Annotated in this window: 14 protein-coding genes and 1 riboswitch; of the genes, 7 read left to right on the top strand and 7 right to left on the bottom strand. The window is 65.0% G+C overall.

The window, feature by feature from the left end:
• Positions 1-26: 26 nt before the first annotated feature.
• Complete coding sequence (pks2, locus tag CDN38_RS01490; RefSeq protein WP_099319309.1) at positions 27-6,350, bottom strand: sulfolipid-1 biosynthesis phthioceranic/hydroxyphthioceranic acid synthase; 6,324 nt, start codon at positions 6,348-6,350, stop codon at positions 27-29.
• A 687-nt stretch (positions 6,351-7,037) separates the two neighbouring features.
• Here pks2 and CDN38_RS01485 point away from each other — a divergent pair.
• Positions 7,038-7,601, top strand: coding sequence for a carboxymuconolactone decarboxylase family protein (locus tag CDN38_RS01485; RefSeq protein ID WP_099319308.1), 564 nt, complete (start codon positions 7,038-7,040; stop codon positions 7,599-7,601).
• 27 nt (positions 7,602-7,628) lie between these two features.
• Here CDN38_RS01485 and CDN38_RS01480 read toward each other — a convergent pair whose 3' ends face one another.
• Entirely contained in the window at positions 7,629-8,063 is a 435-nt protein-coding gene (locus tag CDN38_RS01480; RefSeq protein ID WP_075509707.1) for a PaaI family thioesterase, read from the bottom strand.
• 59 nt (positions 8,064-8,122) lie between these two features.
• Between CDN38_RS01480 and CDN38_RS01475 the strand changes: the two genes are divergently transcribed.
• The 5 genes from CDN38_RS01475 to CDN38_RS01455 all read left to right on the top strand — a co-directional run bounded on the left by CDN38_RS01475 (position 8,123) and on the right by CDN38_RS01455 (position 12,912).
• The gene (locus CDN38_RS01475) at positions 8,123-9,250 is read left to right on the top strand and encodes an NAD(P)H-dependent flavin oxidoreductase (RefSeq protein ID WP_075509706.1); all 1,128 of its coding nucleotides are present in this window, start codon (positions 8,123-8,125) and stop codon (positions 9,248-9,250) included.
• Positions 9,247-9,939: a TetR/AcrR family transcriptional regulator gene (locus CDN38_RS01470; protein WP_075509705.1), complete on the top strand. Its 693-nt coding sequence runs from the start codon at positions 9,247-9,249 to the stop codon at positions 9,937-9,939. Before CDN38_RS01475 ends, CDN38_RS01470 begins: the two co-directional genes overlap by 4 nt.
• Before the next feature lie 132 nt (positions 9,940-10,071).
• Positions 10,072-10,241, top strand: a riboswitch (M-box (ykoK) riboswitch).
• 305 nt (positions 10,242-10,546) lie between these two features.
• Positions 10,547-10,795, top strand: a complete 249-nt coding sequence (locus tag CDN38_RS01465) for an Rv1535 family protein (RefSeq protein WP_075509704.1) — start codon at positions 10,547-10,549, stop codon at positions 10,793-10,795.
• Positions 10,796-11,035: 240 nt separating this feature from the next.
• Entirely contained in the window at positions 11,036-11,923 is an 888-nt protein-coding gene (locus CDN38_RS01460) for a glycosyltransferase family 2 protein (protein WP_075509703.1), read from the top strand.
• Positions 11,924-12,141: 218 nt separating this feature from the next.
• A complete protein-coding gene (locus tag CDN38_RS01455) occupies positions 12,142-12,912 on the top strand; it encodes a glycosyltransferase family protein (RefSeq protein WP_075509732.1) in 771 nt (256 codons plus the stop codon).
• A 31-nt stretch (positions 12,913-12,943) separates the two neighbouring features.
• On the opposite strand, the gene CDN38_RS01450 is transcribed toward CDN38_RS01455, so the two are convergent.
• The 5 genes from CDN38_RS01450 to CDN38_RS01430 all read right to left on the bottom strand — a co-directional run bounded on the left by CDN38_RS01450 (position 12,944) and on the right by CDN38_RS01430 (position 18,775).
• Positions 12,944-13,642 carry a methionine biosynthesis protein MetW gene (locus CDN38_RS01450; RefSeq protein ID WP_233027081.1) on the bottom strand — a complete coding sequence of 233 codons (699 nt, stop codon included), beginning with the start codon at positions 13,640-13,642 and terminating at the stop codon, positions 12,944-12,946.
• 30 nt (positions 13,643-13,672) lie between these two features.
• Entirely contained in the window at positions 13,673-14,383 is a 711-nt protein-coding gene (locus CDN38_RS01445; protein ID WP_233027080.1) for a GAP family protein, read from the bottom strand.
• 157 nt (positions 14,384-14,540) lie between these two features.
• Complete coding sequence (locus tag CDN38_RS01440) at positions 14,541-15,809, bottom strand: glycosyltransferase (protein WP_075509700.1); 1,269 nt, start codon at positions 15,807-15,809, stop codon at positions 14,541-14,543.
• Positions 15,810-15,867: 58 nt separating this feature from the next.
• Positions 15,868-17,205 (bottom strand): hypothetical protein, encoded by a 1,338-nt coding sequence (locus tag CDN38_RS01435; protein ID WP_075509699.1) that lies wholly within the window; start codon positions 17,203-17,205, stop codon positions 15,868-15,870.
• A 61-nt stretch (positions 17,206-17,266) separates the two neighbouring features.
• Positions 17,267-18,775: a condensation domain-containing protein gene (locus CDN38_RS01430; protein WP_082277002.1), complete on the bottom strand. Its 1,509-nt coding sequence runs from the start codon at positions 18,773-18,775 to the stop codon at positions 17,267-17,269.
• Positions 18,776-19,481: 706 nt separating this feature from the next.
• Here CDN38_RS01430 and ileS point away from each other — a divergent pair.
• The gene (ileS, locus tag CDN38_RS01420) at positions 19,482-22,664 is read left to right on the top strand and encodes an isoleucine--tRNA ligase (RefSeq protein WP_075509698.1); all 3,183 of its coding nucleotides are present in this window, start codon (positions 19,482-19,484) and stop codon (positions 22,662-22,664) included.
• Positions 22,665-22,669: the final 5 nt, after the last annotated feature.

The following is a 22,669-nucleotide window of genomic DNA, read 5'->3' as shown; positions in this document are numbered from 1 at the left end:
CATGTCATCGAATAAGCCGCACATCGTCACCGGATCGTTTCTTTGATGGCCAGCTTTTCACACAGGTAATCCGCGAAATGGCGAACCGTGGTGACATCGGTGGGGCTGCAGCGTATCCCGACCTCGGTTTCTATGCGGGTGCGCAGCTCCAGATTGCCCAGCGAATCCAGCCCGTATTCGGAAAGCGGGCGATCCGGATCGACGCTGCGACGCAAAATCACGGCGATTTGTTCGGAAATAAGTCGTCGAAGCCGTCCCGGCCACTCTTCGAGCGCCAGTTCCAGCAGCTCGGCACGGAACGTGCTTTCACCGGGCCGATTCCGGGTAGCGGAGTGGAAACCCTCGGCAAACCTGCTGCGTGCGGCCAGGGCCGTCAGCCAGGGTGATCCGACGACCGGGACATAGCCGCTGTGGGCGCGGGTGTGTCGAAGCAACGCCTCGAACGCGTAAGCGCCCTCGTCGGGAGCGATCATCGTGGTGTCGCCGTTTTCGGCGAGGTGGGCACCCCGGCCGACCTCGGCCCACGGGCCCCAAGCGATCGCGGTCGCCGGAAGGCCGCGAACTCGGCGCCACTGGACAAAGGCGTCAAGCCAGCTGTTGGCCGCCGCATAGGCACCCTGACCGGGTGAGCCCAGTAGGGCAGCTGCCGACGAGAACACGGCGAACCAATCCAGTGGCTGGGTAGCGGTCGCCTCGTGCAGGTGCCAGGCACCGTGGACCTTCGGCCGCCAGTCCCGCTCGATCAGCTCGTCGGTGACGTTGGCCAGGGTGGCGTCTTCGACGACTGCGGCCGCGTGCAGCACGCCGCGCACCGGCAGCCCGGTCGCTGTTGCGGTTTCCACCAACCGGCCCGCGGTTGCGGGCTGGGCGATGTCGCCGCACTCGACCACCACGTCCGACCCGGTGGCCTTGACCAGATCGATTGTTTCCCGGGTCTTTTGATTCGGCTGGGCGCGCGAGTTGAGCACGATGCGGCCGGCGCCGGCGGCGGCCATCTTTTCCGCCAGGAACAATCCGAGGCCACCGAGGCCACCGGTGATGATGTAGGAGCCGTCGGGCCGGAAGACCGGGATCTGTTCGGCCGGGAGCACAACGGTGCTGCGCCCGGTGTGCGGGATATCGAGGACAAGTTTGCCGGTATGCCCGGCGGCGCTCATTGTCCGGATCGCGTTGGCTGCCTGGGTAACCGGATAATGCGTGCGCTCCGGCATCGGCAACGCGCCGTCGGCGACCAGCCGGTAGACCGTGGTCAACAGATCCCGGATCCGGGTGGGGTGGGTGAGCGTCATCAACGCCAGGTCGACGGCGTGGAAGGTGAGGTTGCGCCGCAGAGTGAACAGCGCCAGCCGGGTGTCGTCGTAGATGTCGCGCTTGCCGATCTCGACGAATCGCCCGCCGAAAGACAACAGCGCAAGACCGGCGCGCTGGGCGGTGCCGGTCAGCGAGTTCAGCACGACGTCGACACCGTAACCGTCGGTGTCCCGGCGAATCTGGTCGGCGAACTTGCTGCCGCGCGAGTCGTAGACATGCTCGATTCCCATGTCGCGCAATAGCTCTCGACGCTCGAGGCTGCCGGCGGTGGCGAAGATCTCGGCACCGGCGGCGCGCGCGATCGCAATCGCGGCCTGTCCCACGCCGCCGGTGGCGGAGTGGATGAGCACCTTGTCGCCGGCTTCGATGCGGGCCAGATCGACGAGGCTGTACCAGGCGGTGGCGTGGGCAGTGGTCACCGCGGCGGCCTGCCCGTCGGTGAGCCCAGGCGGCAGCGTTGTGGCCAGTCGGGCATCGCAGGTGATGAACGAGCCCCAGCACCCCGCCGATGACATGCCGCCCACGCGGTCGCCGATCTGGTGGTCGGTGACATCGGAACCCACGGCGGTCACCACCCCGGCGAAATCCGCGCCGAACTGCGGCGACAGATCGTCGAAGGCTGGGTATCTGCCGAAGGCGATCAAGACATCGGCGAAGTTGACGCTGGACGCGGTCACGGCGACCTCGATCTGCCCGGGACCCGGCGATATCCGCTCGGCCGCCACGACTTCCATCGTCCGCAGGTTCCCGGGCGTCCGGATCTGCAGGCGCACCCCGTGGCGGTCATGGTCGGCGACGGTGGTTTCCCGCTCGTCGGGCCGCAGCGGCGCCGGGCACAACCGGGCCGTCAGCCACTGCCCCTGTCGCCAGGCTGTCTCGTCTTCGTCGGAGCCCCCCAGCAGTTGGCGCACCACCTGCTCGGCGTCGGTGTGGTCGTCGACGTCGATATGCGTGGTGCGCAGGTACGGGTGTTCGGCGCCGACCACCCGCAGCAGACCACGTAACCCGGCGTGTTCCAGATTGGGGCGGTCATCGGATCGGACCCGCTGCGCGTTGCGGGTGACCACATACAGCCGGGGGACGGAGCCGGAGACTTCCGGAAGCCGGCGCGCGATGCGCACCAGCTGCTTGACGTTTTCGCTGCCGCGGCGCGGACTTCGCGCGTCGTCACCGCCCATAGATTCGGGCGCCAGCACGACCACGCCGGTGACTCCGCCGGAGTCGAGCTGCTTGCTCAGTCGTTCGACCTTGGCGGCCGGGTTTGCCTGCCTAGGCCAGCACAGTGACGCGCAGTCCGCACCGTAGCGCTTCAACGCATCGGTGAGTTCGGTTGCCAACATGTCGGCGGTATCGGACACGCTGATCAGCAGCCATTTTCCGGTATCGACAGCGTCCACACCGTCGGCGCCGGTCAGTTCCTGCTCGCGCCATTCGATGGTCAGCAATCGCTCGGCCAGCAGGCGATCACGGTCGGCGCTCTCCGAGAGCCCGGTGCCCATCTGCAGGCCTCGCACCACCAGCAGCACAGTCCCGTGTTCGTCCATGACGTCGATATCGGCCTCGACGTTGGTGCCGTAGGCAGTCACTGTCGTGTGGCAGTAGCGGGCGTTGCGGGTGGACGCGTACACGCCCAGCCGGCGCATACCGAGCGGCAACAGCAGGCCGCCGTTGCCCACCTGGCGGACGGCGGGGTGGGCCGCAACCGACTGGAAACACGCATCGAGCAACGCGGGGTGAATCCGGTAGTTGGCCTGCTGCCTGCGGATCGAACTCGGTAAGCCTACTTCGGCGAGGACGGCACTGACCGTCTGCGGCGCGACGTGGGCGGCGGCCAGGCCGGCGAAAGCCGAACTCAACCGAATACCGCGCTCCTCGAACCGCTTTCGCACCTCCTCGCCGTCGTGGCGGCATGGATAGGCCCGCAGTAAATCGGCCACGTTATGGGCGGGCGGCCGGTCTTGCGCGGATACGGCCCGCAGTATCGCGCTGGCTCGTCGCACCTTTTGGTGCTGCTGCTCGGTCTGGACGACGAAGCCGGCGACACCGGGTTCCTCCACCGACGCGACGGCGCCGATCGGGGTCTGATCGTCCAGCAGCAGCAAATCCTCGAAGCGGATATCGCACACTTGCGACTGTTCGCCGAAGATGGTGTGGGCCGCTGCCAATGCCATCTCGCAATAGGCGGCGCCCGGAAGTGCGGCCACATCGTGGATTTGGTGGTCGCGCAACCACGGCAGCGCCGCCGTGCCGACCTCGCCGTGCCAGACATGACGCGGCGGCTCCTCCATCAACCGCACGTGTGCGCCCAACAATGGATGCGCCGCAACGGTATTGACGCACGAAGTGGTACCCGCCCGGTCGGGGCGCAGCAGCATCCGACGATGCGTCCACACCGGAAGCGGCGCGTCGACCAACTGCCCGCCGGGATGAAGCACCGCGAAGTTCACGGCCGCACCGGCACTGTACAGATCGATCACCACCGGGCGCAGGCCCGACGGCATCGGTTGCTCACGTCGCATGGCGGCCACCGCGGCGACCGGAATATCGAGGCTGCAAGCGGTCTGCTCGACGGCCCGCGTCAGCAGTGGGTGCGGTGACAGCTCCGCGAACACCCGGTATCCGTCCTCCAGCGCCGCGCGCACCGCGGCGGCGAAACGCACCATATGACGCAGGTTGTCGACCCAGTAACGCGCATCGCAGGACGGCTGTTCGCGCGGGTCGAACGACGTAGCCGAGTAGTAGGGAATCGTCGGTTTCATCGGGGCGAGGTCGCCGAGATCCATACAGAGCTGATGCAGGATCGGATCGACGTGCGGGGTGTGTGATGCCACGTCGACGGCTACCTCGCGGGCCAGCACGTCGCGCTCCTGCCACTCCGCAACGAGGTCGCGAACCGTCTGCGCCGCCCCGCCGATCACGGTGGACTGCGGTGAGGCCACCACGGCGACGACGACATCGCGGGCCGCGGCGCCGCGCCCGGCGAGTTCTTCGCGCACTCGTTGGACAGGCAATTCCACCGAGGCCATCGCGCCGGTACCGGCGACGCGGAGACACAGCCGCGACCGGCGGCAGATCACCCGCGCCCCGTCCTGCAGCGACAGTGCGCCGGCGACCACGGCGGCCGCCACCTCACCGAGCGAATGGCCGATCACCGCGCCCGGACGGACTCCGTAAGACGACATCGTGGCCGCAAGGGCGACCTGAACGGCGAACAGCGTCGGTTGGACCCGGTCGATGCCGGTGACGGTGTCCGGGGCGGACATCGCGTCGGTGACCGAAAAGCCGGATTCCCGGGCGATCACCGCCTCGACCGCGGCGACGGTCGAGGCGAACACGGGCTCGCTGGTCAACAGCTCGGCGCCCATCGCCGTCCACTGCGAACCCTGACCCGAGAACACCCACACCGGGCCGCGGTCGTCGTGGCCGACGGCGGCGGGATAGGGGCGTTCGTCCTCGGCCAGCTGGTGCAGGCGCTCGATCAGCTCGGCCCGGCTGTGGGCGAACACTCCGGTACGGACCGGCCGGTGGCCGCGCCGGCGGGCCAACGTGTAGGCCAGATTCGACAATGTCGCCGCGTCCTGGTCCTGGCGTCCGGCCAGCCATTCGGCCAGCCGGCGCGAACTGCCGCGCAACGCCTCGGCCGACGTGGCCGACAGCGCAAACATCATCGGCACCACCGGGTCCGCCGCGTCGTGGCACGTCGCGGCGGCCGGAGCCTGTTCCACAACGGCGTGCACGTTGGTGCCCGACATCCCATACGACGAAACCGCTGCCCGCCTCGGCAGCGCGTCGTCTTGTTCGGGCCAGGGCGTAATTTCCTGCGGTACAAACAGTTTGGTGTTTATACCGGCCGCGTCGTCAGGCAACCGGGTGAAATGCAGCATCGGCGGCACCGCCCCATGCTGCAGCGACAAGATCGCTTTGACGAGCCCCACCGCGCCGGAGGCGGCCTCGGTGTGGCCCAGATTGCTCTTGGCCGACCCGATCGCGCAGGACCGCTCGATGCCGTAAACCTGTGCCAGGCTTGCGAATTCGATCGGGTCGCCGACAGGGGTGCCGGTGCCGTGCGCCTCCACCATCCCGACGGTGGCGGAATCCACGCCGGCCGCCCGCAAAGCCGCTCGATATGCCTGCGCCTGCGCCTGCGCGGAAGGAATCGAAATGTTCTCGGTGCGGCCGTCCTGGTTGGTTGCGGTGCCGCGCAACACCGCAAGGATTCGGTCGCCGTCGCGCAGGGCGTCGCCAAGCCGCTTGAGCAGCACTACGGCGCAGCCTTCGGAACGGACGAAGCCGTCAGCCGACACGTCGAATGCACGGCAGCGTCCGGTCGGCGACAGCATGCCCAACGCCGACGCGGAAGCGCCGATTCTCGGCTCCAGCATCACCATGCAGCCACCCGCCAGAGCCAGGTCGCTCTCGCCGTCGTTCAGACTGCGGCAAGCCATATGCACCGCAAACAAACTCGACGAACACGCCGTGTCGACGCTGACCGCGGGCCCGCGCAGCCCCAGGGCGTATGCAACTCGTCCGGAGGCCATGCTGACCGGAATTCCGGTGAACCCGTACGCGTCTTCCAGGGCACCCGCTTCGGCGGTGACGTGTGCGTAATCGCTGTGGGCGATGCCGATGAACACCCCGGTCAGCGTGCCGGCCAGCGATTTCGGCGGCAAACCGGCATGTTCCACCGCCTCCCACGAGGTCTCCAGCAGCAGGCGTTGCTGGGGATCCATCGCGGTCGCTTCGCGCTCGCCGATTCCGAAGAACTCGGAATCGAAGCCGGCGACGTCGTCGAGGAAGCCGCCCCAGCGCGACACGGACCGGCCGGGCACCCCCGGTTCCGGGTCGTAGTATTCGTCGACGTCCCAACGGTCAGCGGGAACTTCGGAAATCAAGTCGTCGCCGCGCAGCAACGCCGTCCACAACGCTTCGGGCGAATCGATGCCCTTCGGTAGCCGGCACGCCATGCCAATCACCGCAACCGGGTCCGCACACGTGTCGTCCACGGTCAGCCACCTCCCAGTGAGACCCCCGATCGCCATCTCGTCAGGTGACCGCAGCGTATCCGGTTGGTGGGCCTTCGAAGACCTGCCACACCGCGTCCGGTTTGACGTTTTTGCGAATTCGCCGGCGTTGATCAGCGACCAACGGCCCGGTAGCTTTTCGCGCGCTCCGACTGCGTCGTTGCGTCGCCTGTTGACCTCCGTGTTCCGTCCCTGAATTTCGATGTTGTGCCACAACGAGTTCGCCCCATCCCGGGTATGTTCGGGGCACGGACTGGTCGCTATTGACCGGCCTGTCAGCCGTCCATAGTGTGCTGGTATGTCGGACAGCGCGGTTGCGCGGGCACGGGAATCACAGATATCAGGGGTATGGAAGCTGCCGCGCAATCATTTGGCCTACGCCGAACGCCCCCACCCGGCATCAGACTCGACCGTGCCGCCGGTGCCTCATCACCTCAACCCACAAGCTCTCCCGATCAACTCGCTGGACACTGGAATACCTTGGGAGATAACAGGTTCAGCGCCAAGTCGGCAGATGTCGACGTGGTGTGGGGCCCGGGCGCAGCTCGGCGAGCCGGTCATGGCTCGTCGCGGTCGGTGCCGGCATCAGGGGCCGCCACGCCGTTGCGCGCGCCGCGGCAAGGTAGCGGAACTGCTGGCTACCATGGCCGGCGAACGCGATGGCATCCCTGAAGGACACGGAGTGCTCACACCATGACCCCACCCTTGAAGCCAGCCCGGGTACCCCAGTTGCCGGTCGACGAGGCCAAGGCGGCCGCCGATGAAGCCGGCGTGCCCGACTACATGGCCGAGCTCAGCATCTTTCAGGTGTTGCTGAACCACCCGCGACTCGCGCGCACCTTCAATGACTTGCTAGCCACCATGCTCTGGCATGGCGCCCTGGACCCGAGACTGCGCGAGCTGGCGATCATGCGGATCGGCTGGCTGACCTCATGCGATTACGAGTGGACCCAGCATTGGCGAGTCGCCTCCGGCCTGGGCGTACCGGCCGACGACCTGCTCGGCGTACGGGATTGGCACAGCCACGACGGGTTCGGGCCGGCCGAGCGGGCCGTGCTGGCGGCCACCGACGACGTCGTGCGCGACGGCGCGGTAAGTGCCGGCAGCTGGGCCGCATGCGAGCGTGAATTACAGGGCGACACAACGGTCCTCATTGAACTCGTCACGGCCATCGGGGCGTGGCGGATGGTCGCTTCGATCCTGCACAGCCTCGAAGTCCCGCTGGAGGACGGTGTGTCGAGCTGGCCGCCCGACGGCGTCTCGCCGTAGGCGCACCGTCGTCGAGATAGTCGAGGATCAGACGATCCGATAGGTCTGTATCGCGTGGGCGACGACGCTGCCGTCGGCATCGGTGGCGGTGATCTCGGTGAAGGTGAGTTCCTTGCGGCGCCGGGTGGTGCGGGCATGGCACAGCAGGTCGCTGCGCTTGGCGGCGCCGGTGTACTGGATGCTCAACGCGACGGTCGCCGCCCGCATGCCCTTGTCGAAGTCGTGGTTGGACCAGGCGGCCGCCGCGCCGGCGGTGTCGATCACCGACGCGATCACCCCGCCGTGAAAGTAGGTGCCGTCATTGGTGAGGTCGTCGCGGAACGGCAGCCGGATCGTGACGTCGTCGGGTTCATAACGTTCGAACACGATGCCCAGCCCGCCCATGAACGGGGTGCTGGTCATCAGGTCACGCACCGCCTGGCGGCGCTGGTGTTGCTGTTCAGTGGTCAACGGCTCGGCCATGGCGGCTAGGCTACCGCATTCGATTGACATATCAATCAATAGCTCATAGCGTCGCAAAAATGCGGACCAGGGTCGCCGAAATGCTCGGTGTCGAGTTTCCAATCTGTGCCTTCAGCCATTGCCGCGATGTCGTTGCCGCGGTGACCAACGCCGGCGGGTTCGGGGTCCTCGGAGCCGTGGCGCACAGCCCCAAACGGCTGGACAGCGAGCTGACCTGGATCGAGGAGCAGACCGGCGGCAAGCCATATGGAGTCGACCTGCTGCTACCGCCCAAGTACGTCGGTGCCGAGCAGGGTGGGATCGACCGGCAGCAGGTGGCCGAGCTGCTGCCCGCCGAGCATCGCGCCTTCGTCGACGACTTGCTGGTCCGCTACGGCATCACCCAGCCCGCCGGGCAGCAACCCAAAACGGTCGGGGGAGGGCTCAACATCTCGCCCAAGGGCTATGAGCCGCTGCTCGACGTGGCTTTCGCCCACGACATCCGGCTGATCGCCAGCGCGCTGGGACCGCCGCCCGCAGACCTCGTCGAGCGGGCTCACGGTCATGACGTCGTGGTGGCGGCGCTGGCCGGCACCACGCAACACGCGCGCCGGCACGCCGCTGCGGGTGTCGATCTGATCGTCGCTCAGGGCACCGAGGCCGGCGGTCACACCGGCGAGGTAGCGACCATGGTGCTGGTCCCCGAGATAGTCGATGCCGTTGATCCCCTTCCGGTAGTGGCCGCCGGCGGGATCGCCCGCGGCCGCCAGATCGCAGCGGCCCTGGCCCTGGGCGCCGAGGGCGTGTGGTGCGGATCGGTGTGGCTGACCACCGAGGAAGCCGAGACGCCCCCGGTGGTCAAGGCTAAGTTCCTGGCCGCCGGCTCCACGGATACCGTGCGGTCCAGGTCGATGACCGGCAAACCGGCGCGGATGTTGCGCACCGCCTGGACCGAGGAGTGGGCCCGGCCGGAAAATCCCGACCCCCTCGGAATGCCGCTGCAGACCGCGCTGATCGGTGATGCGCAGCTGCGCATCAACCAAGCGGCCGGGCAGCCCGGCACCAGGGCCGGGGAGTTGGCGACCTACTTCGTCGGTCAGGTCGTCGGCTCGCTCAACCGGGTGCGACCGACGCGCTCGGTGGTGCTGGAGATGGTCGAGGAGTTCATCGACACCATCGCTCGGCTCGAGGGGCTGGTCGACAAGTGAGTACCACCCGGCGGCGCCGGGCAGTCAGTGACGAGGACAAGTCGCAACGGCGGGACCAGATCATGGCCGCAGCCAAAGATGTCTTCGCCCGCAAGGGTTTTCACGCCACCACGATCGCGGACATCGCCAAACAGGCCGGCCTGGCGTACGGCTTGATCTACTGGTATTTCGAGTCCAAGGATGATCTGTTCCACTCGTTGATGGCGGCAGAAGAGGATGCGCTGCGCGCGCATCTGGCCCGAGCAATGGGCGCGCCCGGCGGGTCGGCCGACAGCGCCGGGGGAGAGACGTTGTTTCGGGCCGGCGTGCAGGCCACGTTCGAGTTCTTCGAAGCCGACAAGGCCACCGTCAAGCTGTTGTTCCGCGACGCCCACGCGCTGGGTGACCGGTTCGAAAAGCACCTCGGCGGGATCTACGAACGGTTCATCGACGACATCGAAACCGTTATCGTCGCCGCTCAAGAGCGCGGCGAAGTGGTGGCGGCCCCGCCCCGGATGGTTGCCTACACACTGGCCGCGCTGGTGGGCCAATTGGCGCACCGGCGCCTGAGCACCGACGACGGAGTCACCGCGGCGCAAGTGGCGGACTTCGTCGTTTCCCTGGTGCTCGACGGGCTGCGCCCACGCCGGGTGGCACCCGAAGCCCTTGCTCCTTCCGATTCTTACGTGATTCACAGGCCCGGACTTTAGCGGCATAAGGCCAGGTCAGGGGATACAAACCTGCTGAATTGCTGTCAACGCCCCTAGCGAATACGTAAAGATTCGGACAGAGGCGCCGGGTTCGTTTGACCGACTCCCATCGGTGGTGCATCATCTGTCGGGTAAGCACCTCGTTAGGTGAGGCGGCTACACGAACACAGGCCACTGACCCCGAACGTCGAAAGACGCCCCGGGTCAGGACAGCTCCTCCCGGCTTAAGGGTTGAGCCCAGGTGGCTTCCGGAATACCGGACACGTCGTGTGGTGCCAAAGCTCTGACGAGAGGGGTGCGGTTTCCGACGATCGTCGGCGTTCCGATACTCCGTTGTGCAGGTAGAACGTGCGGCTAGCCGCGCGTGCCGCGACCGCGAGGAGGTGAGGGACCCATGAGTTCCGGTGACAGTCCGGACCGATATCCGGGCTCTGTTTCGTCCCGATCCGATCGCCGGCGCGACGTTCTGTGCTGAGTCGTCACACCTAGATCAGCCCCGCTGGATCGGAATCGCTACGGGACGGGACTACGTCTGTCGAAGTCTGTCGAAGTCTGTCGAAGTCTGTCCAATAGTCCATAGCTTTGATTTCCCCTCTAGGAGCCGATCATGACCGCTGTTCTGTACGACGAAGTAGTAACCGCAACCCCGGCTCCCCGGCTGCGCGTGGTGCGCGAGGGTGCCCCGATCGAGACGCCCGCGCCCGCGAAGGCGAAGGTGGCGCGTCGCGTCGCCAACCCGCCGTTCGGCGCCGGTGGAGATCCCCTCGTCGACGGGGCCGCACGCATGCTGACCATTCCGATTCGGCACGTCTACGCCGCGCTGTGGCGGATCGGTGTGCTCGAAGTCCGGGCCTAGTCCGATGGATAGCGAGCATTCGACCCGCCGCATGCGTCGGCGGGTGGCCGGCTGACGGCTCCGAGGGGCGGCCCGGTTGCAGAAGTGGTTCTGCGACTCGGCCACCCTTCGGGGCCGTGCTGGTACTGGGAAGCGCGCTTGCGCAGCCGTCGGTGATAGCCGACGCGCGGCGGGCCCGCGTACTAGTGTTGCTGAAGTGTTGCTGAAGCCACGACTTCGCCCAGAGGGACCGTATTGCCCATGACCAAAGCCCGCTATTTGCTGCACCCGGATCTCATTGGTTTGATTCCATGCGGTGGTTCGCTCACTACCGGGCTACTTGATCGGCGCATCGAAGAAACCTTGATCGACGATCCGGCTAAAGATCCGCGCCTCAGCGTGGTCGTGCGTGTATTCAATGAGGCGACCAAATTGGAGAAACTCTTCGAAGATATCGATAATCAGCAATTCAGTCGCGAAATCGAGGTCGTGGTCGTCGACAACGGCTCAAGCGACCGGAGCCCTGAGGTGGCGAAACATTACGGCGCGGAGTTGGTGCGACTGGCCCAAAGCGACTTTACGTATCCCAAGTCGCTGAACCTGGGTGTTCAGGCCGCCAGCCACGCCGTGGTGTTCGTCACGGTGGCCCACGTCCGGCTGAGCAGCAGTCATAACTTGCACGCCGGTGCCCGGCACTTCAGCAAGAACAACGATGTCGCCGGTGCGTATGGCGTGGTGCTACCGAACGAGGGCGCATCATTCGTGGAGCGCTGGGGTGCGCTGACGGGAATGAATCAGTGGCTGGCACGGCCGGCGCGACCGGCGAGGCGTACCGGGCCCGGGCTGCTCAGCGCGACCGGCGCGATGATCTCCAAGTCGGCGTGGCAGGAATTGGGCGGTTTCGATGATCGCTATCAGGCCGGTGGTGAGGATACGGCTCTGGGAAAGTCGATGCTGAAAAGCGGCTACCACATTATTCAAGAGCCGGCCTTGACGGTTCATCACTCGCACGGGCTGGGACTGAAGGACTCGGTCAAACAGGGCATACACCAGCTGCAAATTCTCGGAGAACCCAAGGAATTCGACAAGAAGAAACTGTTGGCGCGCAGACCGGATCTGCGAGCCGGTGAGCCGGTCTCGGACACCTAGACTAGCTAGCTAGCGCACCATTTGTTGTGTATCGCTTGTCTCGGGATTTGCTGAGAGCCAAATGTGGCGGTCCCGGCAGGTCGTGCGCCGCCGTCTGCCGACGCAAGTTGGCGCCAGCGGAGCGGTGCCGGCACGGCTGCCCACGAGCATTCGGCGCCGTTGTTTCCGGAGTGCCCTTCCCGACGCCGACGGCAGTGTACCGTCACCTCATGTCCGAAATGTCCGTACTGATCACGGTCCCGGTCTTCGGCCAGCATGAGTACACGCATGACCTCGTCAGCGACTTGGACCGCGAAGGCGCCGACTATCTGATCGTCGACAACCGGGGCGACTATCCCAGAGTCAGCAACGAACGTGTCATCACCCCCGGTGAGAACCTCGGTTGGGCCGGGGGCAGCGACCTCGGATTCCGAATCGCATTCTCCGAGGGCTATTCCCATGCGATGACACTCAACAACGACACCCGCATCTCCAAGGGATTCGTCGACGCCCTGCTGGACCCGCGGCTACCCGCTGATGCCGGGATCGTTGGGCCGATGTTCGACCGTGGCTTCCCCTGCGCAGAAGACGACGAGAAGCCGGACGCCGCGGATTATGTTCCCCGACCGCGATATCGGTGCGTCAACGTCGTGGAGGGAACGGCGCTGACGCTGTCGCGGGAATGCTGGAAAGATGTCGGCGGAATGGATCTGCGCACCTTTGGTCGCTACGGGTGGGGGGTCGACTTCGATCTCGAGCTACGTGCCCGGAAAGCCGGATACGGCTTGTACACAACAGAGATGGCCTACATCAATCACTTCGGACGCAGGACTGCCAACACCCATTTCGGCAGTTGGCGTTATTTGTTGGGCGCAAACCTGACCATGGAGCTGGCGATGCGCAAAACCCACGGCCGCACCTGGCGCAAGCAGTTCCCACCGGGGACATTGTCACGGCCGCTGTGGGGCAAGGCGGCGACTGCGTACACGATGCACCCGCTCGAGGACTGACCGAGCCGGTTCCGAGGCGGTGCGACGGGCTTCACGATACTTGGCGGGCAACCGCTTTGAACACGCTCAATAGCCTAGGTCTCGGCGCGGCCGGCGACCCAACGCAGACATAGTGGAGATATCGGCCGGCGGCGAAGAATCCCAACTGGCGACGGCGATCGCCACGCCCAGCGGGCCGGGCCAAGCGTTGATTCCCTCGATCCGCTGTATCCGCAAGCCCGCCTTCTTGAAGATTCGCACGATGCTCCGGCGGGTAAAGAAGCGTATTTAGGTGCGGTCGAAAGGGCCAAAGTCCTCTTGCGGAGGTCTTTTCGGAACAGCACCTGGCCCAGCGTGGGAAGAAAGCGGAAGTTCGGAACCGTGGCGACGACGACGCCATCGGGCTTGAGCTTGGCGCGCAGCTTCCGTAGCGCCGCGCCCGTTCCACCAGCCGTTCCAATACGTCGACGCAGATCACCGCGTCGAAGTAGCCGTCGGGTAGTTGGGCGATCTGGCGCTCCAGGTCTTCGGTGAGAACGCGATCGATGACGGCGCTGGCAGGCCGGGTGGTGTGCTCGTCGGACACGATGCCCCAGAGTTCGGCGCCGGTTCGGTCTTTGACCGTGATGCCGAACGATCCATCCGCGCAGCCGAGATCGAGGACCCGTTGTGCGTCGGTGGGTATGAGCCGCAACGTCTCTGCCGCTGCTTGGTGGTAGTACCGCGCGAGGTGGCCGGGTTCTGATGTCATCGGCTCAGCTGGCAACCCCGCGTGCTGGGTTCAGTTCATGCCGCTTGCCAGCAGGGCGACCCCGGCCGCGGCGAAGGCAACGGAGAGGATCTGGCGCCGATGCGTCCGTAGCCAGTTGCGCAGCCGCAACATGGTGGCTTCGGTTTTCTCAGGGTTGACCAGGTGGCTGACAAGCGGGATCTCGACGATCGCGAGCATCACGAGAAGGTAGGCGACGGTCGCGCTGAGCTGAGTGCCGAACGCCGCACCCGAAGCGCCGATAGCGGTGAGCACCACAAGATACTCCACCGGCGGTGGTCCCGCCGAACTCAGGCCGGCCACAAACGCCACCCAGGGAAACCCGCCCTCGAGTGCACCCTGGGCGTTTGCCATCAGCCGCGAGAATCGGGAGGGCTGCTCCTGCACCAGCACCGCCGAGGATTCGCCGGTCGACACCAGCGCGGGTGAACGCACCGAGACCCCGGCGGCGACCAGCGCAGCCACCACTAATGCCACGACACCAAGCGCGACCTGAATGTGGCCGACAGTCGAACTTGCCGCCAGGGACGTCACATTGTCGGCGAGGGCATGCGCGAAGTCGCGCAGCAGAAGTAAAACGCCGAGTGCAACGGCTGCGCCCGTCGCCATTCCGCCGAACCAGAAAGCGAGCAGGTTGACCATTGGCCGCGGCTTCGAGATCAAGAAGAGGGCAACGCCCAGACGCACCGGCTCAGTCGCTGTGATCAGCCCGAGGATCAGCACTGTGGTCCACATCCGCCCCCTCCTCCCGTTCGCCGTCTTTCAGCTGACCGACACTGCGCCAACACATAGGAAGCGGTGGCAACCGCCCGGGGCTCTGTCGTTGAAAAAGCGCTTCGCGGTCATGTCGTCCTGTTCGAGTTGGCAGTGGCGCCCGAAGTCAGCTACGAAACCGAGGGCTGGGCTGGTTCCGGGTCACCTCATTTTCCAAAAGATCGGCTGCCCGCGTGGCGCTTTCGCCAGGTTTGGTCATCTGATTTGCGACCTCGCGCGCCCGGTTGACGTACTCGGGAGCCAGAATTGCCCGGAGGTCGCTGATCAGTGTCTCCTTCGTGGTGGCCGCGAGCCGGCGTCCAGAGCCGATCTTGAGCCGTTTAACCTGGGCTAACCAAATCGGTTGTTCTATCCAGATCCAGAGGATCAGGGTCGGGATGCCGGCTCGCATGCCGGCGGCGGTGGTTCCGGCGCCACCGTGGTGTACGACCGCGCGGCAGACCGGAAATACGGCTGCGTGGCTTACCCCGGGCACCAATTTGACGTGGTCCACGCACACGACCTCGCTGACGTCATTCTGGCCGGTGCAGATCAACGCGCGTTCGCCCAATTCCGCACAGGCGGCGCCGATCATGGCGATGGTGTCGGCGGGCGAATCCACCGGCATGCTGCCGAAGCCGAAGTAAATCGGCGGCGTACCGGCGGCAATCCACGACAACACCTCTTCGTCGTAATCCGTTGGCAGTTCCAGGGTCAGGGCTCCGACGAACGGCCGCCTGTCAGCCCATTGCGCCCACTCGGTAATCAGACCGGGAAAGCACAGCTCGTCATAGGCCTGGATCTCGAGTGCACGGCTGCTCAGAATGCGCGACGACGAGGACGCGGTTGCCTTCGGCAGTCCCAGCTCTCGCCGCTGCGCGTCTTCAGGGCTCTTTGTGATGCGCCAGTGCACCCACCATAGCGCCGAAACCAGCGAGCGATTCAACCGCGCCGGCAAGATCGGCACGAGCTGGCCATTGACCCGCGCGGGCATGAAATGCATCGTCGCCAGCCGAATGTCGTAATACTCCGCGATATTGGCAGCAATGCCCTGGTGGATCATGCCGGTCAATACCAGGTCCACGCCGTCGGCCAACGATCTCAGCGTCGCCGCCATATCGGCCCAGGCCTGACGCAGGTCCGCGATACCCTCGCGAACCAATTTGATAGAAGTCTGTGGCTTCCAAAACTCGTGCAAATTGTCTTCGTCGTCCAGCAGCGCCTGAGTGTTCGGCCCGTAGCTGACCGCATCCAGTCCGGCCGCTGCGGCCAAACCGATGAGGTTGGGTGGCACCGCGAGGCGAACATCGTGCCCCCGGCGCAGCAGCTCCCGCCCGAGAGCCGTGCAGGGCTCGACATCGCCGCGGGTGCCGTTGATCGCCAGTGCGAACTTCATCAGCGTCCCCTACCTTTTGCTTCCCGCCCCCGGGCGACCTCAGTGCTGTGACTGCAAGCTATCCAAATACCTCAGCGGTTAGCTGATAATCTGCGAGCGTTTGTTCTATTAATCCGCGCAGCTTCCGGTTCGAATTCTCCGCGCCAAGTTGATAGGAGGATACGCTGATGAAAGCCTTTCCATTCAGACGTCCGGAGAAAAGGTACAGCTGGCCGCTTTCCCGCTCGATGTTCTGCCTGGTAGCACCTTGATTGAACAGACGTGCCGAGAAATAGTCGGCGTCGGTACCGTCGATACGGTTCAAGTCTTGACTAAGGTTCCTGACATTCGAACAGCAAACCGGCAAATCCGAACTACCCAGAGCCAGTGCTGCCATCTTCCTGGCCAGCCACCTTGGCGTGTAAGGAACCAGCGGCAGCGGCTTGAGCAGCTCGTTTGGGGTTTCGTGGAGCGCGGCCAGGCTCTGCTTCATCTCGTTGCGGATGAGTTGCAAATCCGTTGCCACGCGGTCCGGGTCGACCCGGAAGGTAATGGCCGTGAGCGCATTCGCTCGTAAATCACCTGCGCTGCGTTCATTGACCGGCATTGTTATCGTGACAGCGCCATCAGCCGGGCTCAGCCGTCCCATGCGTTGCGCGAGCCTGGTCGCGAAAGCGACGAAAAGCGAATTACTGGAGCCGCCGAGCTCAAGTACCCGGGCATCCCACGAAGCCAAATCGCAGGAAAATGTGACAGCAGGTAAGACAATTGGTTCGTCACTGCGGCCCGACGTCGCCGGCGGTGTGCTTGTTCGTGTCTTCGCACTCGAGTCGCGTTTCAGGACGAGCATGATGCAGGCGATCAGTGCCCGAAAAACCTCGGGCAATCCGCGAACGGTGTCCCAAACGTCGACAAGCAGCGCTCGCCCACGACCGCGCGATCCTGGGGGTGGATAGCCGAAATCTCGGGTGATGCCGTTGACGGCCTCGTGGATAGCCAGATGCAGCGCGACGCCATCCACCACTGAGTGCGACGTGATCAGGGTTACCGCCGTCCCACCGTCGTGGAGCGGGAGCACCCCCAGATGCCAGCAAGGTCCGCATTCGGGGTCGACCGGAATCTGCGCACGCTCATCCAGCCAGCCCATGATTTCAGCGCGAGATCGGGGTGACTGAGCGACGTCGATTTCCGGTGCATCGTGGTATGCGACCCAGCGGGGACGACCAAACGGTAACGGGGAACGCTCGATTCGGCGCCCGAGCCATCCACGCCCGAGGTTGCCGTTGAACCGGCGCAATCGTTGCATGTCAACCGGGCGATCGTAGATCCAGGTAACCTGGCCGACGGTGTCAACACCGGTTGCGCGCAACCGAAGAAAAGCCGCGTGGTCGAGAAAGGCGATCCTGTTGTCCGTCATGGCCGAAGAACGCGCCAATTCGAAACTCCTTGGGAAAAGCCGGATTTCCAGCCTAGCCGGCCTAGCCGGTGCGCCAGGTGGTCAAGGGGGGGACCGCCGTCGCGGGTTCGTAAGCGCGCCGACTATAGGCGAGGTGCAGCTGACTGCCGTTGTGGCGCCGGGCCGGCATCACCTCGCGTCCCTCGGCCACGCGAACATAGGCGGCCTTCAGCGACTCCGCGTAGCGGATGACCGACTCGCGGGCGATCGGGTTGTTCGGGAACAACACCGTTAACTGGGTCTCCTTCTCGAACCGGTTAACCCGGATGTCGATTTGCCCCATCATTCCGCCGTCGTGGCAGAGCCGGGCGTGCAAGCCTTCCACGTGGCAGTTGGCCAGAGCCGACAGCGGCGGAATGCCGGCGTCGAGGTAGAAGAGCAACGGTGCTCCCCATTGGCCTTTCCGCAGCCACGGAACCAGTTCCAGCACGCGGTCCAACGGCACTTCGGCCAATTCCCGGCCGGAATCAAAGCATTCCTGAGCCGCCTTGACGATTTCACCGAACGACGATCCGGTGGTGGGAACGGTGATCGGCACGAAGCCGGTGAACCAACCCGTCGTCATGAAATCCGTCTGGGTGCGGCGAATGTCGATGGGGACGATGGCGTGGAACTCGTCGGTTCCGGTCAATTCGTGTTCGGCAACTGCCGACATAGCGAGTACGCCGCCGCAGAACCGGGCTCCCGCCGACAAGCACGCGGATTCGAACGCGAGTGTCTGCCGCTCGTCCAACAGCCGGACGCCCATCATCTCGCACGGCGCGGATGTGTCTCCCAGTGGCAGTGGGAATTTGGGAAGAGACCCGTCGTTGCTCTCGAAGAATTCGGCCCATGCGCGGATAACCGGGGAGTCCAAGGTGAGCCCGGCCAGGTGCTCCTGCTGCCGGGTGCAGTAGTCGTGATAGCTGCCCGTCTCCGCCAGCCGCAACGGCGCTCCGCCCCCGACCAGTGCCATGTACATCAGGTGGATCTCGGCGAACGCGACGCCGACGAACATGGCGTCGCAGTGAAGATGGTCAATGGCCACACAGAAGGTGAAATGGTCTGCCCGCTGAATGATCGTAAAGCGGAAGCAATCCCACTCCAGCGGGCCCGGGGTGGCCAACAGGTGGTCTCGCCATTGGCTTTGCGTTGTCAGCTCACCGTGCTGGGTCGCGACGAACTGAATGTCGTTGGCTTTGTTGATGGTTCGCCGCACGTAGCGATCGCCCTCGGTGTGCTCGAACCAGCTTCGGTAGGTGTCGTGGCGACGCAGGTGCGCATTGATGACGTGCGTCATGGTGCGGATGTCGCATCGGCCGGGAATGTCCCAGGCGGAAATCAGCAATCGCGACATCTCCAGGCCGCGGCTGGCGTAGGACCGGAAGTTACGCAGGTGATGGGCTTGCATATAGCTGGGCGGTACCGTGCTGATCGGTGCTTGCTTCGCCTTGGCGAGCGACGGCGGCGACGGTTGCCACGACACCAGCGTGCCCGGCTCGGGGGCCCAATCGCGGATGGTCCCGGCCTCTACTTTCCCTACTCTGACCATTCTTCCTCCCAGTCGCCCAGCAGGTTGCGATGCACCGGAGAGCCAAGGGTGGTCCTCAGAACCTGGCACGGTGATGACATGTGTAGGGACCCCGGTGAACCGGGTTCGAGGTCTTGGCCGTAGCGATTTCGGGCTGCGCCACCGGTGCCGGTCCACCGCACGTCACGGGACATGTCGGACGGGTCGGTGCCCCTGGCCGGCCAACGGACCGCGGTCGTGACGGCACTGGGTAGGCCGGGTATCGTGGTGTTCACATGCCCCCTCATTAGCTTGTCGTGCCTCCCCGAAGGCACGACCATATCTTCGTCGGTGTGGGTGGCCCCATGCCTGACGCTGTGACGACCGTTCATCCGGGTATTCAGGTTTCTAGCGTTGGTGAGTTGAGCCTAGTTGATGGTTGGTGCTGAAATTTCGGTTTTCGCTGCATTGGGTTTAAACCCGTGGTTGAGGGGCCGCAGTTTGTTGGCTGGGCGGGGCTCCCACGTCTGCTGCCGGGTAGGATCGGCCGCAACGGCGTTGATCCGGCTATCACCGGTGAGCTTTCGGAAGAACAGCGCAAAAGCCCAGTAGAACCGAACGGGTGGGCCCGTTACAGCCTGCAACGAGCGGCCGTGCGTTGGCGCGGCAAGCGGGGTGGTACCGCGGTGTTCGCGCTCCCGGCGCGTCGTCGTCCCCGTGTCTTGTGACAATTGACACAGGAGACGGCATGACCGACAGGGCCTACCCGCGCAGCGAACTGGCTGCCGACCAACGCGGTGGCTCGCCGGACTTCCCCGCGATGGAAGAACAGGTCCTTGAGTATTGGACCCGCGACGACACCTTCCGCGCCAGCATCGCCCGCCGCGACGGCGCCCCGGAGTACGTGTTCTATGACGGGCCTCCGTTCGCCAACGGCCTGCCGCACTACGGGCATCTATTGACCGGCTATGTCAAGGACATCGTGCCGCGGTACCGAACGATGCGCGGTTCTAAGGTGGAGCGCCGCTTCGGTTGGGACACCCACGGATTGCCCGCCGAACTCGAGGTCGAGCGCCAGCTGGGCATCACCGATAAATCGCAGATCGACGCCATGGGGATCGCCGCGTTCAACGATGCCTGCCGGGCTTCGGTGTTGCGCTACACCGACGAGTGGCAGGCATATGTGACCCGGCAGGCTCGCTGGGTCGATTTCGACAACGACTACAAGACGCTCGATCTGTCGTATATGGAATCGGTGATCTGGGCGTTCAAACAGCTCTGGGATAAGGGCCTGGCATACGAGGGCTACCGGGTACTGCCCTATTGCTGGCGCGACGAAACCCCGCTATCCAATCACGAACTGCGGATGGATGACGACATCTACCAGAGCCGTCAGGACCCCGCGATCACGGTGGGATTCAAAGTGCCGGGTGGCCAACCACTTGAAGAGCTAGCCGGCGCATTCCTGCTGGTGTGGACCACGACACCGTGGACGCTGCCGTCGAACCTGGCCGTCGCAGTCCATCCTGACGTGACGTATGTGCAGGTCAGGAACGGTGATCGGTGCTTCGTGCTGGCCGAGGCACGGGTGCCTGCCTACGCTCGAGAGCTCGGAGAAGAGCCCGAGGTTCTGGGCACCTATCGCGGTGCCGACCTGCTGGACCTGCACTACTTGCCGCCGTTTACGTACTTTATGGACTCTCCCAACGCCTTTCGCATACTTCCGGGTGAATTTGTGACCACTGAAGAGGGCACCGGCATCGTTCATATGGCCCCGGCGTATGGCGAAGACGACATGGCGGTCGCGGAGGCGGCCGGCATTGCGCCGGTGACTCCGGTCGATGCCAAGGGGCGCTTCGACGCCACCGTTGCCGATTACCAGGGGCAGCATGTGTTCGACGCCAACGCGCAGATCATCCGCGACCTGAAGGCACACAGCGGTCCGGCGGCGGCGAACGGCGCGGTGTTGATCCGCCACGAATCCTACGAACACCCTTACCCACATTGCTGGCGCTGCCGTAACCCGTTGATCTACCGCGCGGTGTCGTCCTGGTTCGTCACGGTGACGGAATTCCGGGACCGCATGGTTGAACTCAACCAGCAGATCACCTGGTATCCCGAACACGTCAAAGACGGCCAATTCGGAAAGTGGCTGCAGGGTGCCCGCGATTGGTCCATCTCACGAAATCGCTACTGGGGCACCCCGATTCCGGTGTGGAAGTCGGATGATCCTGTGTACCCGAGGATCGATGTGTACGGCAGCTTGGACGAGCTGGAGCGCGATTTCGGGGTGCGGCCGGACAATTTGCACCGGCCCTACATCGACGAGCTCACCCGGCTCAATCCCGACGATCCCACCGGGAAAAGCAGGATGCGGCGCATCCCAGACGTGCTGGACGTGTGGTTCGACTCGGGCTCGATGCCCTACGCCCAGGTGCACTACCCATTCGAAAACCGTGGCTGGTTCGACGGAGTCGATTGCGCCGGCCCCGACAAGAGGGTCGATGCCCATTACCCCGGGGACTTCATCGTCGAGTACATCGGACAGACCCGTGGCTGGTTTTACACCCTGCACGTGCTGGCGACCGCGCTGTTCGACCGGCCCGCGTTCAAAACGTGTGTGGCGCATGGGATCGTGCTGGGCTCCGACGGTCAGAAAATGAGCAAATCGCTGCGCAACTATCCCGACGTCAACGAGGTGTTCCACCGGGACGGCTCCGACGCGATGCGCTGGTTTCTGATGGCGTCGCCGATCCTGCGCGGCGGCAACCTGATTGTCACCGAACAGGGGATCCGGGACGGCGTACGGCAGGTCTTGCGGCCGTTGTGGAATGCCTACAGCTTCTTGGCCCTGTATGCGCCGAAAGTGGGTTCCTGGCGCACCGATTCACGTCATGTACTGGATCGCTACATCCTGGCCAAGCTGGCGGTGCTGCGCGAAGACCTCACCCGGTCGATGGAGGTATGCGACATCTCCGGGGCCTGCGAGCAGCTGCGGCAGTTCACCGAAGCGCTGACGAATTGGTATGTGCGCCGGTCACGTTTGCGCTTCTGGGAAGAAGACGGCGACGCCATCGACACCTTGCACACGGTGCTGGAGGTCACCGCCAGACTGGCTGCGCCGTTGCTTCCGTTGATTACCGAGGTGATCTGGCGCGCCGTGACCGGTGAGCGCTCGGTTCATCTGACGGACTGGCCGCGGGCCGATGCGATGCCCGCAGACGCCGACTTGGTGGCGGCGATGGATCAGGTCCGCGAAGTGTGCTCGGCCGCGTCGTCGTTGCGCAAGGCCAAGAAGCTGCGGGTGCGCCTGCCGCTGCCGAAGCTGACCGTGGCAGTGGCTGATCCGGAACGATTGAAGCCATTCATCGAGCTGATCGCCGATGAGCTCAACGTCAAGCAGGTCGAACTCACCGACGACATCGACAGCTACGGGCGGTTCGAGCTGACCGTCAACGCCCGGGTGGCCGGGCCGCGACTGGGCAAGGACGTGCAAGCGGCGATCAAGGCGGTCAAGGCCGGCGAGGGCGTCGTCAATCCCGACGGCACCCTGACGGCAGGGCCGGCGGTGCTGCAACCGGAGGAATACAGCTCACGGCTGGTGGCCGCCGACCCCGACTCCACCGCGGCACTGCCCGGCGGCGCCGGGCTGGTGGTGCTCGACGGCACGGTGACCCCGGAATTGGAGGCCGAGGGCTGGGCCAAAGACCGCATCCGGGAACTACAAGAGCTGCGCAAGTCGGCCGGGCTGGACGTGTCCGACCGGATCAGCGTGGTGATATCGGTGCCCGCCGAGCGGCAAGCCTGGGCGCACACTCACCGCGACCTTATTTCCGGCGAAATCCTGGCCACCAGTTTCGAATTCGGCGACCCGGCTGACGGCGTCGACATCGGCGACGGGGTGCGAGTCGCGATCGCCAAGGCCGGCTAGCCGCA

Source organism: Mycobacterium ostraviense (assembly GCF_002705925.1).
GTDB lineage: Bacteria > Actinomycetota > Actinomycetes > Mycobacteriales > Mycobacteriaceae > Mycobacterium > Mycobacterium ostraviense.
This window is presented reverse-complemented; position numbering and strand designations above follow the sequence as displayed.

Bases quoted from the DNA above. Each gene is read 5' to 3' on its own strand.
- CDN38_RS01440 (WP_075509700.1), bottom strand. From the start codon at position 15,809: ATGAAGTTCGCACTGGCGATCAACGGCACCCGCGGCGATGTCGAGCCC.
- CDN38_RS01430 (WP_082277002.1), bottom strand. From the start codon at position 18,775: ATGGTCAGAGTAGGGAAAGTAGAGGCCGGGACCATCCGCGATTGGGCC.
- CDN38_RS01455 (WP_075509732.1), top strand. From the start codon at position 12,142: ATGTCCGTACTGATCACGGTCCCGGTCTTCGGCCAGCATGAGTACACG.
- CDN38_RS01475 (WP_075509706.1), top strand. From the start codon at position 8,123: ATGCGGACCAGGGTCGCCGAAATGCTCGGTGTCGAGTTTCCAATCTGT.
- CDN38_RS01480 (WP_075509707.1), bottom strand. From the start codon at position 8,063: ATGGCCGAGCCGTTGACCACTGAACAGCAACACCAGCGCCGCCAGGCG.
- CDN38_RS01460 (WP_075509703.1), top strand. From the start codon at position 11,036: ATGACCAAAGCCCGCTATTTGCTGCACCCGGATCTCATTGGTTTGATT.
- CDN38_RS01465 (WP_075509704.1), top strand. From the start codon at position 10,547: ATGACCGCTGTTCTGTACGACGAAGTAGTAACCGCAACCCCGGCTCCC.
- ileS (WP_075509698.1), top strand. From the start codon at position 19,482: ATGACCGACAGGGCCTACCCGCGCAGCGAACTGGCTGCCGACCAACGC.
- CDN38_RS01450 (WP_233027081.1), bottom strand. From the start codon at position 13,642: ATGACATCAGAACCCGGCCACCTCGCGCGGTACTACCACCAAGCAGCG.
- pks2 (WP_099319309.1), bottom strand. From the start codon at position 6,350: ATGGCGATCGGGGGTCTCACTGGGAGGTGGCTGACCGTGGACGACACG.
- CDN38_RS01435 (WP_075509699.1), bottom strand. From the start codon at position 17,205: ATGACGGACAACAGGATCGCCTTTCTCGACCACGCGGCTTTTCTTCGG.